The sequence below is a fragment of the Hydrogenophaga sp. GW101-3F08 genome (assembly GCF_059424585.1).
Window position 1 is genome coordinate 39277 of sequence record NZ_JBWKZP010000005.1, and the last position, 14153, is coordinate 53429.

The window sequence follows — 14153 nt, forward strand, 5'->3', positions numbered from 1 at the left end:
CTCCTTCATCTATGTGGGTCGCGCCTGGCGGGCGTTCGGGTCGCGCGCCGGCTTGTCTTCCTGCAGCGCCCCCGCGAGCTGCTGCAGGCTGCCCCCGAGGCTGGCCGCTTCGTGCATGTCCTGCATCAGGAAGCGCTGCAGCGCGGGGTAGAGCACGATGGCGCGGTCGGTCTCCGGGTCGCTGCCGGCGGCGTAGGCGCCGAGCTGGATCAGGTCGCGGCTCTTCATGTAGCGCGAATACAGGCCGCGGAACTTGCGCGCCAGCTCCAGGTGCTGGGTGCTGGCCACGTTGTGCATCACGCGCGAGGCCGAGGCCTCCACGTCGATGGCCGGGTAGTGGCCCGACTCGGCCAGCGCGCGCGAGAGCACGATGTGGCCGTCCAGGATGGCGCGCGCCGCATCGGCGATCGGGTCCTGCTGGTCGTCGCCCTCGCTGAGCACGGTGTAGAAGGCGGTGATCGAGCCCTTGCCGTTCAGGCCGTTGCCGCTGCGCTCCACCAGCTGCGGCAGCTTGGCGAAACACGAGGGCGGGTAGCCCTTGGTGGCCGGCGGCTCGCCAATGGCCAGCGCGATCTCGCGCTGCGCCATGGCGTAGCGGGTGAGCGAGTCCATCAGCAGCAGCACGTGCAGGCCATCTTCGCGGAAGCGCTCGGCAATCGCGGTGGCGTAGGTGGCGCCCTGCATGCGCACCAGCGGCGGCGCGTCGGCCGGCGCGGCCACCACCACCGAGCGCTTGCGCCCCTCCACGCCCAGGATGTCCTCGATGAATTCCTTCACCTCGCGGCCGCGCTCGCCGATCAGGCCGACCACGATCACGTCGGCCTTGGTGTAGCGCGCCATCATGCCCAGCAGCACCGATTTGCCCACGCCGGAGCCGGCGAACAGGCCGATGCGCTGGCCACGGCCCACGGTGAGCAGGGCGTTGATCGCGCGCACGCCGGTGTCCAGCGGTGTGCGCACCGGGTCGCGGTCCATCGAATTCAGCGGCTGGCGGTCCAGCGGCTCGATGTCCACATGGTGGATCGGGCCCAGGCGGTCCAGCGGGTTGCCGTGCGAGTCCACCACGCGGCCGAGCAGGCCGCGGCCCAGCGGCAGTCGCAGGGTGCCGCGGTCGTCGGGCGACGGCGGCTTGTTGACCTGGCCCACACGCGGCACGGGCCGGTAGGGCGCCAGCGGCGTCACGCTCGCACCACTGGACAGGCCGTGCGTGTCGCCCGCGGGCATCAGGTAGGCGCGGTCGCTGGAGAAACCCACCACCTCGGCCAGCACCGGCTCTTTCTTGCCGTTGCCGATCAGGCACTGCGAGCCCACCGGTACCTTCAGGCCCACCGCTTCGAGCACCAGACCGGCCAGGCGCGTGAGCGTGCCGCGCACCTCCAGCGGCGTGTGCACGCTGGCGTTTGTGCGCACGTCTTCCATGAAGTGGCCCCAGCGGTTTTCGGTACCCAGTGTGCTGTCGGTCATGCGGAGACCCTCGCGTGCAGTGACCCAACCCAGAGTCGCAGCCGGGCCGGCTTTGCCGGACGGCCAGCGACGCCCCCTTGAGGGGGTCGCGCGCAGCGCGGCGGGGGTGTTTCATTGCTAGACATCAGCGTTCTCCGGGTTCCAGGGGGTGTCCAGGCCGAGGTTGCCCACGGCGCGCGTCCAGCGTTTTTCGATCGTGGCGTCCACCGAGGTGCTGGGCGATTCGATCAGGCAGCCGCCGGCGCTGATGCTGGCGTCGGCGACGAATTCCGGGCGGGTGCCGGTCAGGGTTTCCTGCAGCGCGCCCTTCATGAGCGCGAGGTCGCCCGGGTTCATGCGCACGGTGGCGGGCAGACCGTCGTCCACCAGCTGGGCCAGTGCTTCGTGAATCACCGGGCGCAGGTGCTGGGTGTTGACCTGCAGCTCCTGGCGCACCACCTGACGCGCCAGATCGCAGGCCAGCTCCAGGATGTGGCGCGAGATCTGTTCCTCGCTGCGGGTCAGGTGTTCTTTCGTGGTGTGCAGCAGCTGGGCCATGCGCACGGCGGTTTCTTCCGCCGTCTTGCGCACCGTGGCCTCCAGCGCGTCGCGCACCTCCTGGCCGCCCGCGTCGTGGCCGTGGGCGAAGCCTTCGGCGTAGGCCTGCTCGCGCGCGTCGTTCAGCGCCTGCTGGCCCAGGCCATCGGCGTTGTGGCCGTCGGTCTCGATCTGCGGCGCGCTGGCCTCGTCGCTGCCGTCCATGGAGCAGAACTTCCAGGCCGAGACCTCGTCGATCTCCTCGCGCGGGATGAAGCGCGAGCTCGGGCTGGACTTAGACGAAGCTGTCATCGCCACCTCCGCCAATCACGATCAGGCCTTCGTCCGACAGGCGCCGCACGATCTTGAGGATTTCCTTCTGCTGGTTCTCCACCTCCGAGAGCCGCACCGGGCCGCGCGATTCGAGGTCGTCGCGCAGGCCCTCGGCCGCGCGCGCGGACATGTTGGCCAGGATGTGTTCGCGCAGTTCGGTGGACGAGCCCTTGAGCGCGATCACCAGCGAGTCGGTGGACACCTCCTTGAGGGCCATCTGGATCGACTTGTTGTCCATCTTGAGCAGGTCCTCGAAGGTGAACATCTTGTCCATGATCCGCTGGGCCAGCTCGGCGTCGAGCGTGCGGATCGACTCGATCACCGCGGTCTCGATCTGGGTGCCCATCATGTTGATGATGTCGGCGGCGGTCTGGACCCCGCCGAGCGAGGTCTTGCGGATCTTGTCGCCACCGGCGAGCACCTTGTAGAGCACCTCGTTGAGGTCGTTGAGCGCGGTGGGCTGGATGCCTTCGAGCGTGGCGATGCGCAGCATCACCTCGTTGCGCTGGCGGTCCGGCAGCTGCTTGAGCACGCCCGCGGTGAGATCGCTCTCCAGGTGCACCAGGATCGCGGCCATGATCTGCGGGTGTTCGTTGCGCAGCAGCTCGGCGATGGACACCGGGTCCATCCACTTCAGGCTCTCGATGCCCGAGACGTCGCTGCCCTGCATGATGCGGTCGATCAGCAGCGAGGCCTTGTCGTCGCCCAGGGCGCGCTTGAGCACGGCCTTGACGTAGTTGTTGGTGTCCGACACCAGCAGGCTGTGCGAGGCGGCCTCGTCGGTGAACTTGCCGATCACCTGGTCCACGCGCTCGCGCGTGACCGAACGCATGTTGGCGATCGTCTCGCCCAGCTTCTGCACTTCCTTGGGGCTGAGGTGCTTGAACACCTCGGCCGCCTCTTCCTCGCCCAACGACATCAGAAAGATCGCGGCGTCCTGGGTACCCTGGTCTTCCATGATCGTGTTTCCTTAGCTGTGCGAACGCATGCGTGCCGGGGTCGAACCCAGGGCACCGCGGAACCGGCTTTGCCGGGCCGCAGGTGCCGCCCCTTTGAGGGGGTCGAGCGAAGCGAGGCGGGGGTGTTTCATGGTCATGCCGTGGCCTCGCCGTTGACCCAGGTCTTGACGATGTTGGCCACGGCGATCGGGTTTTCCAGCGCCAGCCGTTTGGCGTCGGCCAGGCGGGCGGCTTCGGTGGTCGGCGCGGCGACGGCCAGCGGCAGGCCGGGCCGCTCGGGGGCTTCGTTGAGCATCGCGTTGAACTGGGGCAGGGCACCGCCGGACTTGCTGGCGTTGGCGGGCGAGCGCATGAGCTTGATGCCCGGGCGCACCAGGCCCATCAGCACCAGCAGGCCCATGCCGACCATGCCCACCGGCCAGGCCATGGAGCGCGCGAGTTCCTGGTTGGCGGGCTGTTGCCACCAGGCGATGGGCACCTCTTCGACCGGCTTGGCCACGTTGAAGACCGCGTTGACCACGTTGACCGAGTCGCCGCGGTCCTTGTTGAAGCCGATGGTCTCGCGCACCAGCGCGGTCATCTGTTCGAGCTGCTCGGGCGGGATTGGGGTGGAGACTTCCTTGCCGTTCTTGTCGGTGGCGCTGCGGTGGTTGATCACCACGGCCGCGCTCAGGCGGCGCACGGTGCCGCTGGCCTCGCGCACCACCTTCACGGTCTTGTCCACCTCGTAGTTGATGACCGACTCGCGCCGCGAAGAGCCGGGCTTGTCGCCACCGTTGCCGGCCACGCCCAGCGCGGCGGCGGGGCCGTTGATGGGCGCGCTGCCGGTGGCGGGGGGCTGGTTGCTCACCGCGCCGGGCACGCCCGCGGCCTGGGCCGTGGCGGGGCTGCCGTCTTCCACCAGTTGCTGGCTGCGCACCGCGCCGGGCTCGCCACCCTGGTTGGGCTTGTGCAGCTCGCTGGTGGACTCCACCAACGAGAAGTCCATGTCGGCGTTGACCTGGGCCTTGACGTTGCCCTGGCCCACCAGCGGCTCGATCATGTCCAGGATGCGGCGCGTGTACATCTGCTCGATCTGCTGCGTGTACTGCAGCTTCTGCGTGTCCGCGCCCTGGGCCGCGCCTTCGCTGGAGGCCGAGAGCAGGGAGCCCGCGTCGTCCACCACGCTCACGGCCTTGGGGTTCATCTCGGGCACGCTGGAGGCCACCAGGTGCACGATGCCGGCGATCTGCGCCTTGTCCAGCGTGCGGCCCGGGTGCAGGGTGAGCAGCACCGAGGCCGAGGGCTTTTGCTGTTCGCGGAAGAAGCCGTTCTGGTTGGGCAGCGCGAGGTGGATGCGCGCGGCCTGCACCGACGAGAGCGACTGGATCGAGCGCGTGAGCTCGCCTTCGAGCCCGCGCTGGAAGGTCAGGCGCTCCTGAAACTGCGTCATGCCAAATCGGTTGGTCTCCATCAGCTCGAAGCCGTTGACCGTGCCCTTGGGCAGGCCCTGCGAGGCCAGGCGCAGGCGGGTGTCGTGCACCTTGTCGGCCGGCACCATGATGGCGCCGCCGCCCTCGCTGTGCTTGTAGGGCACGTTCATCTGCGTGAGCTGGGCGACGATGGCGCCGCCGTCCTTGTCGCCGAGGTTGGTGTAGAGCACGCGCCACTCGGGCTGCTGGCCCATGAAGAACAGGGCCAGCGCGATCGCCAGCAGCGCCAGCGCACCCAGACCCAGACGGATCTTCTGGGTGTTGTCCATGCGCGCCAGCCCCGCGCCGAAAGCGCTGCGGCTCGCGGGTTGAAGGCCCAGTTCTGCGACGGTGTTGCTCATGGTCGGCTTTGGAGGTTCGGGTTTGCTGGGGGAAATCACCCCCGTTGCGACCGATTATTCGACCCCGCCGCCCGCGGCATAGCCGTGAAAAGGCCCCGGTTTGTGCCCCTATTCCCGCCGCGCCTGGGCAGCGGGCTCACTAGCATCGAAGCGTCACGTTTTATGTGGAAGGAATCCGCCATGGACCTGCGAATCAACCCCATGCCCAGCCAGGCACTCACCGGCGTGGGGCAGACCGGCATGAAGCGGCCCGCCGCCACCGGCGGTGTGGGCGGCGGCTTTGCCGACAACTTCAAGACCGCGCTGAAAGACGTGAGCGCGGCGCAGAACGAAGCCACCCGCCTGCAGACCGAAGTCCAGCTCGGCAACCCCAAGGTCAGCCTGGAAGAAACCATGCTGGCCATGCAGAAAGCCCAGATCGGCTTCCAGGCCACGCTGCATGTGCGCAACCGGATGGTGCAGGCTTATACCGACATCATGAACATGAGCGTCTAGAGAGTCCCCCCCGCGCCGCCTGCGGCGTCACCCCCCAGGGGGCGGCACTGGCGGCCCGGCAAAGCCGGTTCCGCGGTGCCCTGGGTTGGGGCACGCTCTCCGGCTCGGTTCCTTCAGTGCACCGGTTTTGCATCCATCAACTGTTCTAGGTCGCTGAGCCACGGTTCGGCCAGTACCCGGATCTGGGCGTCGGCTCTGAGGATGCGCTGCATGATGCGGCTCTTTTCCTTGCGTTCTTCCGGGGCCAGTTCGGTGTGGCGCGACTTGTGGCGCAGCTGGGCGATGAGCACCGCGCAGGTGCTTTCCAGGTGCACCACGGCGTCCCAGTCTTCGGCCTTGGCCGCTTCCAGCATCCGCACGCTGGCGTTTTCGATGGCGGTGTAGTAATCCAGCAAGCTGTGCTCCATGATCAGGCTCCACGGCCCACGACGGGCTGAAGGTAGGCGGGCCCCGGGCCCTTGATCTGTTTCCACGACTGCGCCAGCGGCTCGATGAGCTGGGTCACTTCTTCGAGGGCCTTGGGGTCGTTGCGCAGGTTGGCCTGGGTCAGGCGCAGCACGCTGTAGCCGTAGAGTTGCTGCAGGTTGGCGGCGAGATCGCCGCCTTGTCGCAGGTTCAGGCCCGCCTTGAGTCCTTCTTCGATGATGCGCACCGCCTTGCCCAGCGCGGCGCCCTTGGCCGCGGTGTCACCGCGCGACATGGCGCCGCGCGCCGCGGCGATGGACTGGAGCAGCGCATCGAACAGCAGGCCCACCAGCTGGTGCGGGTCCGCGGCCTGCACGCTGGTTTCGGCGGCGATGCGTTTGTAGGCAGCGGCGGCGCGAGAGTTGACAGAGGTGAACATGGTGTCATTTCCTTGTGTCTGATGCCTTTTAGTATCGGCACCGGCGGCAGGGACTGTAGTTTCCATGGCGGGCTTTTGGGGCGGAAATGTCATGGTGTTCCCACGTTGTGCGTCGCTCGGTGCGCTTCAAACAAAACGGCCCGGCGCATCGCCTGGGGCGCGCTCGGGCCGTGCGGATCGGTCAACCTTTTCGACCCGGGTCAACTCTTGTTCCAGAGCGTGATCTGCTGCGAGACGAAGGCGCTCAGGCCGTTGAGCTTGCCCACCGCCGCGTCCATCGCGTTGTACTGCGCCAGGTAGCGCGCCTGGGCGCGCAGCGCGCGGTCGTTGACCTTGTCCTGCTCCAGGCCGTTGCGCTTGATCGAGGCCTGCAGGGCCGTGGTCTTGTTGCCCACCAGGCCCTCGGCATCGACCAGGCCCTCGGCAAAGGCCTGGATCTTGCGGCCGAAGCCCTCGGTGGTGCTCACGCCGGTCTCGATGGTGAACAGCGATTTGAGCCCGTCCATGTCGGCGAGCGCGGCGTCGAACTTCTCGCTGTCGATGCTCAGCTTGCCCCCGGTCTGGAGTTCGATGCCCACGTCCGCCAGGCGGGTGTACGGGCTGCTGGCGGTGATCGACCGCATCATGCTGCGCAGCGCGTTGTGCAGGCCGGTGGCGGTCGAGTCGCCCTGCAGGGCGCCGGCCACTTTGGTGGCCTCGTCGTAGCGGGTGGCGGTGGCCAGGGTGGTGTTGATGGTGTTGTAGGCGTCCACGAAGGCCTGCACATTGGCGCGCACAGCCTCGGTGTCGGAACTCACCTCGATCTCCACCGGCTCGGTGGTGACCTGGCTGAGCTGCAGCGTCATGCCGGGCAGGGTGTCGCCCAGCCGGTTGCTGGCCGAGCTGATGGACACGCCGTTGATGGTGGCCAGAGCGTTCTGCGCGCTCTGTGATGAGGACATGCCGTTGGCGTTGCCCACGGCGAAGGCCAGGCGCGAGAGGCCGCTGGCGTCGGTGTCGTTGCCGTCGTCGTCGTCCACCGTGATGCGAAAGCCGTTTTCCAGGCCGGTCTCTTTCGAGCGCACCAGCAGGCGTTCGCCGCTGGCGTCCTTGAGCACGGTGGCGCTCACGCCCGCATCGGCGTCGTTGATCTTGGCCGCGATCTCGGCCAGCGAATCCTCACCGGCGTTGATCGTCACCGCCACCGGGGTGCCGGCGCCGGCGGTGAAGCTGCTGCCGCTCCAGCTGCCGAGTTCGATGGTCATGCTGCCCGTGCCCATGGCGGTGTCGGCGGCGACGGCGGTTGACGCGGTGGACTGCGCCTTGGCGAGCTGCTGCACCGCCATCGTGAGCGAGGTGGCGGGTGCGCCGGCGGCCACGGTCACGCCGATGGCGCTGGGGTTGGACGAGGTGGCGTTCACGGCGTTCCAGCCGCTGGCGCCGGCGAGCTTGCCAGCGGCGTCGCCCAGGGCCGTGATCTGCGACTTGATGTTGCCGTAGGTGGAGAGGCGGGTCTGGAACGAGGAGGCCTGCGTCTGCAACTGTTTGAGCGGCGCTTTTTCCAGCGCCACCAGTTGCGAGACGATGCTCTGGACGTCGAGCCCGCTGCCGATGCCGGGCGAAGAGATGGTGGCCATGGTGTGCCTTCCTCAGGATGGACGCACCGCACGCGAAGGCATGCGGTCTGTGCATCCCACGAATGGGAGCGCGGCGGGGCAGGGGGCTGCCGCCGCCGCTGGCCCGCACCACCCTCGGGTGGTGCGCAGCGTTCGGTGCCGATCAGCGCAGCAGGGACAGCACGCCCTGGGGCAACTGGTTCGCCTGGGCCACCATCGCGGTGCCGGCCTGTTGCAGGATCTGGCCGCGCGAGAGGTTCGAGGTTTCCACCGCGAAGTCGGCGTCCATGATCCGTCCGCGCGAAGCGGCCAAGTTCTCGGACGACACCTGCAGGTTGGAGATCACCGAGTCGAAGCGGTTCTGCACGGCGCCAAAGGTCGCGCGGGCCGTCGTGATCTCGTCGATGGCGTCGTCCAGGTTGTCCATGGCGGTCAGGGCGTTGGCGTCGGTGGTGATGTCGCCAGCGACAACGGCCGTGACGCCCGCGCCGGCCGACAGGTCGGTGGTGGCGATGTCGATCTGGTCTTCGGCCACGTTGTTGGCGCCGACCTGGAAGGTCAGGGTCGCTGCGGCGTTGAGCAGGTTGGTGCCGTTGAACTTCGTGCCATCGAGCACACGGGTCACTTCCAGGGCCAGTTGCTGGTACTCGGCGTCCAGGTTGGCGCGGTCGTCCGTGGAGTTCGAACCGTTGGCCGACTGCACGGCCAGCTCACGCATGCGCTGCAGCGAGTCGCCGATCTTGCCCAGCGCGCCTTCAGCGGTCTGCGACAGCGAGATGCCGTCGTTGGCGTTGCGGATCGCGACGTTCATGCCCTTGACCTGTGCGTTCATGCGCTCGGCGATGGCCAGACCGGCCGAGTCGTCCTTGGCGCTGTTGACGCGCAGACCCGAAGACAGGCGCTGCATGGAAGTGGCCAGCGAACCGCCCGAGGCGGACAGGTTGCGCTGGGCGTTGAGAGACATCACGTTGGTGTTGATGGTGCTCATGTTTAACTCCTAAAAATATGAAAAAGTAATCCGGCATCACTGCCAGTCCCAACGACAGCCATGTGGCTGGCCGCCATGACCGGAGCTTCCGTCGTGCCAAGCCGGTCAGGCCCTGTGGCCTCCGACCGTCTCGCCGCTTCCGCTTGCCGGACGACGAACCTTTTTAGAAGTTCGTTGAGTTCAATTTCGGTGGTCCGGGCCTATTCTTTAGCGCCCCGATGCAAAGATTTCCTTGGATAAGCGTGGGATGGGTGTGCCATTTCTCGCGTTATCGCCGTCGCGCGGTGCGCGCAGCGCCTTCAACCGGGGTACCTTTGGATTGGCATCGGCGCGTCGCGCCATCTCTTGATGGCACCCCGCTGGCGCAGCGCCCCCAGCCTCGCCACCCCTCTTTGCCGCACCCCTTGCCACGCCACGCTGCGTGTAACAACGGTGTAGGAAAAAACCTGACACGCCAAGGCGCTGTGCCTGACAGCCCAAACAGCCATTCGCCGATTCAAGAATTTTTTACGGTCGACACAATTGCTAACAACAGGTCAGCAGATGTAAGCACACCGCAGACACCGACGACCTGCTCTCATGCAAGGAGAACACCATGGACAGCGAACAACTCTTGAGCGAAATCCGCGAAGCCAATCTGACCTACCTGATGCTGGCGCAGAACCTGATCCGCAAGGATCGCGCCCAAGCGCTGTACCGCCTGGGCATCACGGAAGAGGCCGCCGATCTGCTGGGCATGCTCTCCACCGCCCAGTTGCTCAAGATCGCGTCGAGCAACATGCTGCTGTGCCGCTTCCGGGTGGACGACGATCTGGTGTGGAACCTGCTGACCAACCACAACGTGAAGAAGGTGGACAACACCACCACCACCCAGCTGCACGCTTCCATCCTGATGGCCGGGAAGTTCGCCGAGTCGATGAGCGCGGCGCATTGAGTTCCCCCCGCGCCGCAGTCAATTGATTCCCCCCGCGCCGCCTGCGGCGTCACCCCCCAGGGGGGCGGCGCTGGAGGCCCGGCGGAGCCGGTTCCTCGGCGCCCTGGGTTGGCTGCATCACTTCTCTCACCCCTCACTTTCTTCCGGAGTTCACCATGGGCACTGTCAAGAGCATCCTCAACGAGTCGCGTGACATCGAGCGCGCGGTGGCCCTGATCCAGCTGGGCGCGCGCCTGCAGGTGCTGGAGTACGAAACCGGCCTGTCGTATGAGCGCCTGCTGCGCCTGTACAAGGAAGTGGCGGGCAAGTCGCCGTCCAAGGGCCAGTTGCCGTTTTCGACCGACTGGTTCCTGACCTGGCAGCCCAACATTCACGCCTCGCTGTTCCTCAATATCCACGAGTACCTGTCCAAGACCAGCGAGCTCGAAGAGATCGACACCGTGATCAAGGCCTTCCGCCTGTACAGCGAGCAGATGACGGCCAGCGCCATCGAGCCCCTGCTGTCCATCACCCGGGCCTGGCGCCTGGTGAAGTTCGTGGACAACGGCATGCTCACGCTGACCAGGTGCTCCTGCTGCGGCGGCCACTTCGTCACCGAGCCGTACCAGAACCGCCATTTCGTGTGCGGCCTGTGCCAGCCACCGGCGCGGGCGGGCAAGGGAAATGCAAACGGAGGACTCCGTTTGCATTGATCCCCCACCCCCGCGCCGCGCCTAAGGGCGCGTCACCCCCTCAAGGGGGCAACACCTGCGGCCTGGCGAAGCCAGTTCCGCGGTGTCCTGGGTTGGGGACTGCGCTTCGGAGAGTTTGTCGCGTTCCGGATTGCCGGTGATTCAAAGTTTGAAAAGGACCCCCATCCGGGTCCTTTTCGCGTTCATGGGCTGGGTCGATCGCACCTAAAGTTGCCCGATGGAAAGTGCAGTTGTCGGCTTCCTCCAGTGTGTGCCGATCGCGGTGGTGTCGCGATCCAGGCCAGCGCGGAACCGGCTGTGCCGGGCCGCTGCTGGCGCCCCCTTGAGGGGGTGACGCCGAAGGCGGCGCGGGGGTGTTTTTTCTCTCAAGGTCTAGAACATGTTCGTCATCATCGGTTTCGTGATCTCGATGGTCTGCATCTTTGGCGTGTTCATCGGCCATGGGGGCAACATCGGTGTGGTGCTCGCGGCGTTGCCGTTCGAGCTGACCACCATCCTGGGCGCCTCGTTCGGTGCTTTCCTGATCAACAACCAGATGAAGGTGGTCAAGGCCTCGGCCAAGGGCCTGGCCAGCTGTTTCAAGGGCAGCCGCTACACCAAGGCGCGCTACATGGAGCTCATGGCGCTGCAGTTCGACATCCTGCAGAAGGCCCGCAAGGAAGGCCTGATGGCCATTGAGCAGGACGTGGAGACCCCCGCGCAATCGGCGCTGTTCAAGAAGTACCCCACCATCTCCGCCGACCACCACGTGGTCGAGTTCATCACCGACTACCTGCGCATGATGGTTTCGGGCAACCTCAACGCGCACGAGATCGAGTCGCTCATGGACGCCGAGATCGAAACCCACCACCAGGAAGCCCACGCGCCCGTGGCCGCCATCGCGCGCCTGGCCGGCGGCCTGCCGGCCTTCGGCATCGTGGCGGCCGTGCTGGGCGTGGTCAACACCATGGGCTCGGTGGGCCAGCCCCCGGCGGTGCTCGGCGCCATGATCGGCTCGGCCCTGGTGGGCACCTTTCTCGGCATCCTGCTGGCCTATGGCGTGTTCGAGCCCCTGGGCGGCCTGATGGACCAGAAGGTGGAAGAAAGCGGCAAGGAGTTCGAGTGCATCAAGACCACCCTGCTCGCCAGCATGCAGGGCTACGCGCCAGCCACGGCCATCGAGTTCGGCCGCAAGGTGCTGTTCTCCGACGTGCGGCCCAACTTCATCGAACTCGAAGCCCACGTGAAAGGCAAAAAGTGAACACGAGCCTCCCCCTGCGCCGCTTCGCGTCTTTCTCCCTGAAGGGAGGTCAAGATGGCCATGGACGGTAAAAAGCTGCAGCCCATCATCGTCAAGCGCATCAAGAAAAGTGCGCACGCTCCGCACGGGGGCGCGTGGAAGATCGCCTACGCCGACTTCGTCACCGCCATGATGGCGTTCTTCCTGCTCATGTGGCTGCTGGGTTCGACCTCGCGGGGCGAGCTCAACGGCATCGCCGACTACTTCAACAACCCGGTGAAGGTCACGCTCATGGGTGGCAACGGCACCGGCAACAGCGACAGCATCCTGCCCGGTGGCGGGCGCGATCTGAGCCAGACCTCCGGCCAGGTCGCCGGGGGCGAGGCCGAGCGTGCGGCCCGGCTCATGGGCGCGCAGATGGCGCGCGCCGAACTGGCCCGCAAAGAGGCCCAACGCATCGACGCGCTGGAGAAAAAGATCACCGAGGTGATTGCCCAGAACGCCTCGATCGCCGAGTACGGCTCGCAGATCCGGCTGGAGAAAACCGGCGACGGTCTGCAGATCCAGATCATGGACACCCAGAACCGGCCCATGTTCGATGTGGGCAGCGCGCTGGTCAAACCGCACATGCGCGAGATCCTGCGCGAGATCGGCGCGGCCATCGGCGACATGGACAACCGCATCGCGCTCTCGGGCCACACCGACGCCACGCCCTACGGCAGCGGCGAGCGCGGCTACAGCAACTGGGAGCTCTCGGCCGACCGCGCCAACGCCTCGCGCCGCGAGCTGGTGGCCGGCGGCATGGCCGACGACAAGCTGGTGCGGGTGGAGGGGCTGGCGTCGAGCCGCCTGTTCGACGAGGCCAACCCCACCGCCGCGGCCAACCGCCGCATCAGCATCATGGTGCTGACCAGCGAGGCCGAGCAGCGCCTGCTGCCCATGGCCGCGCCCACCACCGTGCCCCTGCCCACGCCCGAGCCGGTACCCGAGACAGCGCCTGGGGCGCTGCCCGTCACGGCGCCCGGGGCGCCGCCCCTGCCCTTGACCGGGCCGGAGGCCGCAGGTGGGCTTCAGATTTCTCCCGATACGCCGAAAACCCTTGCACAGGCCGGTGGTTGAAACGCCGCCGGTCCGCTCCCTTGTCCCTTTTCCTCCCACGGAGGCATCCATGTCCACCCCGATGAAGTTTCTGATCGTTGACGATTTCTCCACCATGCGCCGCATCGTGCGCAATCTGCTCAAGGAGATCGGGCATGCCGATGCCGACGAGGCCGAGGATGGCGTGATCGCGCTCAACAAGCTGCGCGACGGCAACTTCAACTTCGTCGTCTCCGACATCAACATGCCCAACATGAACGGCTTCGAGCTGCTGACCAAGATCAAGCAGGACGACAAGCTCAAGCACCTGCCGGTGCTCATGGTGACGGCCGAGGCGCGCAAGGAAGACATCGTGATGGCCGCGCAGGGTGGCGCGGCCGGCTACATCGTCAAGCCCTTCACCAAGGCCACGCTGGAAGAAAAGCTCGCCAACATCTTCAAGAAACTCGGCCTGTAAGCCGCCGCCGGAGACATGCCATGACACACAGCGTTTCCAAAGAATCGTCCGGCAACCCGGAGATGTTCCAGCAGCTCGGCAACATCACGCGCCAGCTGCACGACGCGCTCAAGGAGCTGGGCTACACCGACAAGCTCAAGGGCACCGTCAACCAGTTGCCCGACGCGCAGAGCCGCCTGTCCTACATCGCGCGGCTGACCGGCGAGGCGGCGGAAAAGGTGCTCAACCACGTGGAGGCGGCCAAGATCGAGCAGACCCTGATCATCGAGCGCGGGCGCCAGCTCTCCGGCACCATCGCGGCGGTGCCCGGCCTGGCCAAGGCCATGCCGGAGCTGCTGCAGTGGTCCAAGGACGTGGTGGAGACCAGCGAAAAGAGCGACTCCCGCCTGACCGAGATCATGATGGCGCAGGATTTCCACGACCTCACCGGCCAGGTGATCGGTCGCGTGGTGCAGCTGGCCAGCACCATCGAAGAACAGCTGCTGGGCCTGCTGCTGCAGGCCGCGCCGTCCGGCCAGCCCGGGCATGACCAGGCCTACGAACTGGCCGGCCCGGTGGTGAACGCCGAAGGCCGCACCGACGTGGTGAACGACCAGGCACAGGTGGACGACCTGCTCGCGAGTTTGGGGTTTTGAGTCCCCCCCGCGCCGCGCCTGCGGCGCGTCACCCCCCAGGGGGCAACACCTGCGGCCCGGCAAAGCCGGTTCCGCGGTGTTCTGGGTTCGGGCATTTCGCTCCGGGGAAGG

General features: G+C 66.7%; 15 protein-coding genes. 7 read left to right on the forward strand and 8 right to left on the reverse strand.

What is annotated here, in order from left to right:
- Positions 1-9: 9 nt before the first annotated feature.
- The 4 genes from fliI to fliF all read right to left on the reverse strand — a co-directional run bounded on the left by fliI (position 10) and on the right by fliF (position 5085).
- The gene (gene fliI, locus AC07YZ_RS14230) at positions 10-1464 is read right to left on the reverse strand and encodes a flagellar protein export ATPase FliI (RefSeq protein WP_494795204.1); all 1455 of its coding nucleotides are present in this window, start codon (positions 1462-1464) and stop codon (positions 10-12) included.
- Between the two features lie 117 nt (positions 1465-1581).
- Positions 1582-2292 (reverse strand): FliH/SctL family protein, encoded by a 711-nt coding sequence (locus tag AC07YZ_RS14235; protein WP_494795205.1) that lies wholly within the window; start codon positions 2290-2292, stop codon positions 1582-1584.
- Positions 2276-3271, reverse strand: a complete 996-nt coding sequence (fliG, locus tag AC07YZ_RS14240; protein ID WP_226494384.1) for a flagellar motor switch protein FliG — start codon at positions 3269-3271, stop codon at positions 2276-2278. Before fliG ends, AC07YZ_RS14235 begins: the two co-directional genes overlap by 17 nt.
- Before the next feature lie 134 nt (positions 3272-3405).
- Positions 3406-5085: a flagellar basal-body MS-ring/collar protein FliF gene (fliF, locus tag AC07YZ_RS14245; RefSeq protein ID WP_494795206.1), complete on the reverse strand. Its 1680-nt coding sequence runs from the start codon at positions 5083-5085 to the stop codon at positions 3406-3408.
- Between the two features lie 180 nt (positions 5086-5265).
- On the opposite strand from fliF, the gene fliE reads away from it, so the two are divergent.
- A complete protein-coding gene (gene fliE / locus AC07YZ_RS14250) occupies positions 5266-5580 on the forward strand; it encodes a flagellar hook-basal body complex protein FliE (RefSeq protein WP_413465791.1) in 315 nt (104 codons plus the stop codon).
- A 113-nt stretch (positions 5581-5693) separates the two neighbouring features.
- On the opposite strand, the gene AC07YZ_RS14255 is transcribed toward fliE, so the two are convergent.
- The 4 genes from AC07YZ_RS14255 to AC07YZ_RS14270 form a co-directional block, all read right to left on the reverse strand.
- Entirely contained in the window at positions 5694-5987 is a 294-nt protein-coding gene (locus AC07YZ_RS14255; protein WP_226494382.1) for a flagellar protein FliT, read from the reverse strand.
- 2 nt (positions 5988-5989) lie between these two features.
- A complete protein-coding gene (gene fliS / locus AC07YZ_RS14260; protein ID WP_494795207.1) occupies positions 5990-6424 on the reverse strand; it encodes a flagellar export chaperone FliS in 435 nt (144 codons plus the stop codon).
- 200 nt (positions 6425-6624) lie between these two features.
- Positions 6625-8040: a flagellar filament capping protein FliD gene (fliD, locus tag AC07YZ_RS14265; protein WP_494795208.1), complete on the reverse strand. Its 1416-nt coding sequence runs from the start codon at positions 8038-8040 to the stop codon at positions 6625-6627.
- Between the two features lie 142 nt (positions 8041-8182).
- The gene (locus AC07YZ_RS14270; protein ID WP_226494379.1) at positions 8183-9007 is read right to left on the reverse strand and encodes a flagellin N-terminal helical domain-containing protein; all 825 of its coding nucleotides are present in this window, start codon (positions 9005-9007) and stop codon (positions 8183-8185) included.
- 595 nt (positions 9008-9602) lie between these two features.
- On the opposite strand from AC07YZ_RS14270, the gene flhD reads away from it, so the two are divergent.
- The 6 genes from flhD (at position 9603) to AC07YZ_RS14300 (ending at position 14042) form a co-directional block, all read left to right on the forward strand.
- Positions 9603-9941 (forward strand): flagellar transcriptional regulator FlhD, encoded by a 339-nt coding sequence (gene flhD / locus AC07YZ_RS14275; protein WP_494795209.1) that lies wholly within the window; start codon positions 9603-9605, stop codon positions 9939-9941.
- 155 nt (positions 9942-10096) lie between these two features.
- Positions 10097-10633, forward strand: a complete 537-nt coding sequence (flhC, locus tag AC07YZ_RS14280) for a flagellar transcriptional regulator FlhC (RefSeq protein WP_494795210.1) — start codon at positions 10097-10099, stop codon at positions 10631-10633.
- A 379-nt stretch (positions 10634-11012) separates the two neighbouring features.
- Positions 11013-11873, forward strand: a complete 861-nt coding sequence (gene motA, locus AC07YZ_RS14285) for a flagellar motor stator protein MotA (RefSeq protein ID WP_226494376.1) — start codon at positions 11013-11015, stop codon at positions 11871-11873.
- 60 nt (positions 11874-11933) lie between these two features.
- On the forward strand, positions 11934-12971 hold the full coding sequence (motB, locus tag AC07YZ_RS14290) for a flagellar motor protein MotB (protein ID WP_226494375.1): 1038 nt from the start codon (positions 11934-11936) through the stop codon (positions 12969-12971).
- 49 nt (positions 12972-13020) lie between these two features.
- A complete protein-coding gene (gene cheY / locus AC07YZ_RS14295; protein WP_226494374.1) occupies positions 13021-13407 on the forward strand; it encodes a chemotaxis response regulator CheY in 387 nt (128 codons plus the stop codon).
- Between the two features lie 20 nt (positions 13408-13427).
- Positions 13428-14042 carry a protein phosphatase CheZ gene (locus AC07YZ_RS14300; RefSeq protein ID WP_226494373.1) on the forward strand — a complete coding sequence of 205 codons (615 nt, stop codon included), beginning with the start codon at positions 13428-13430 and terminating at the stop codon, positions 14040-14042.
- The last annotated feature ends 111 nt before the right edge of the window (positions 14043-14153 follow it).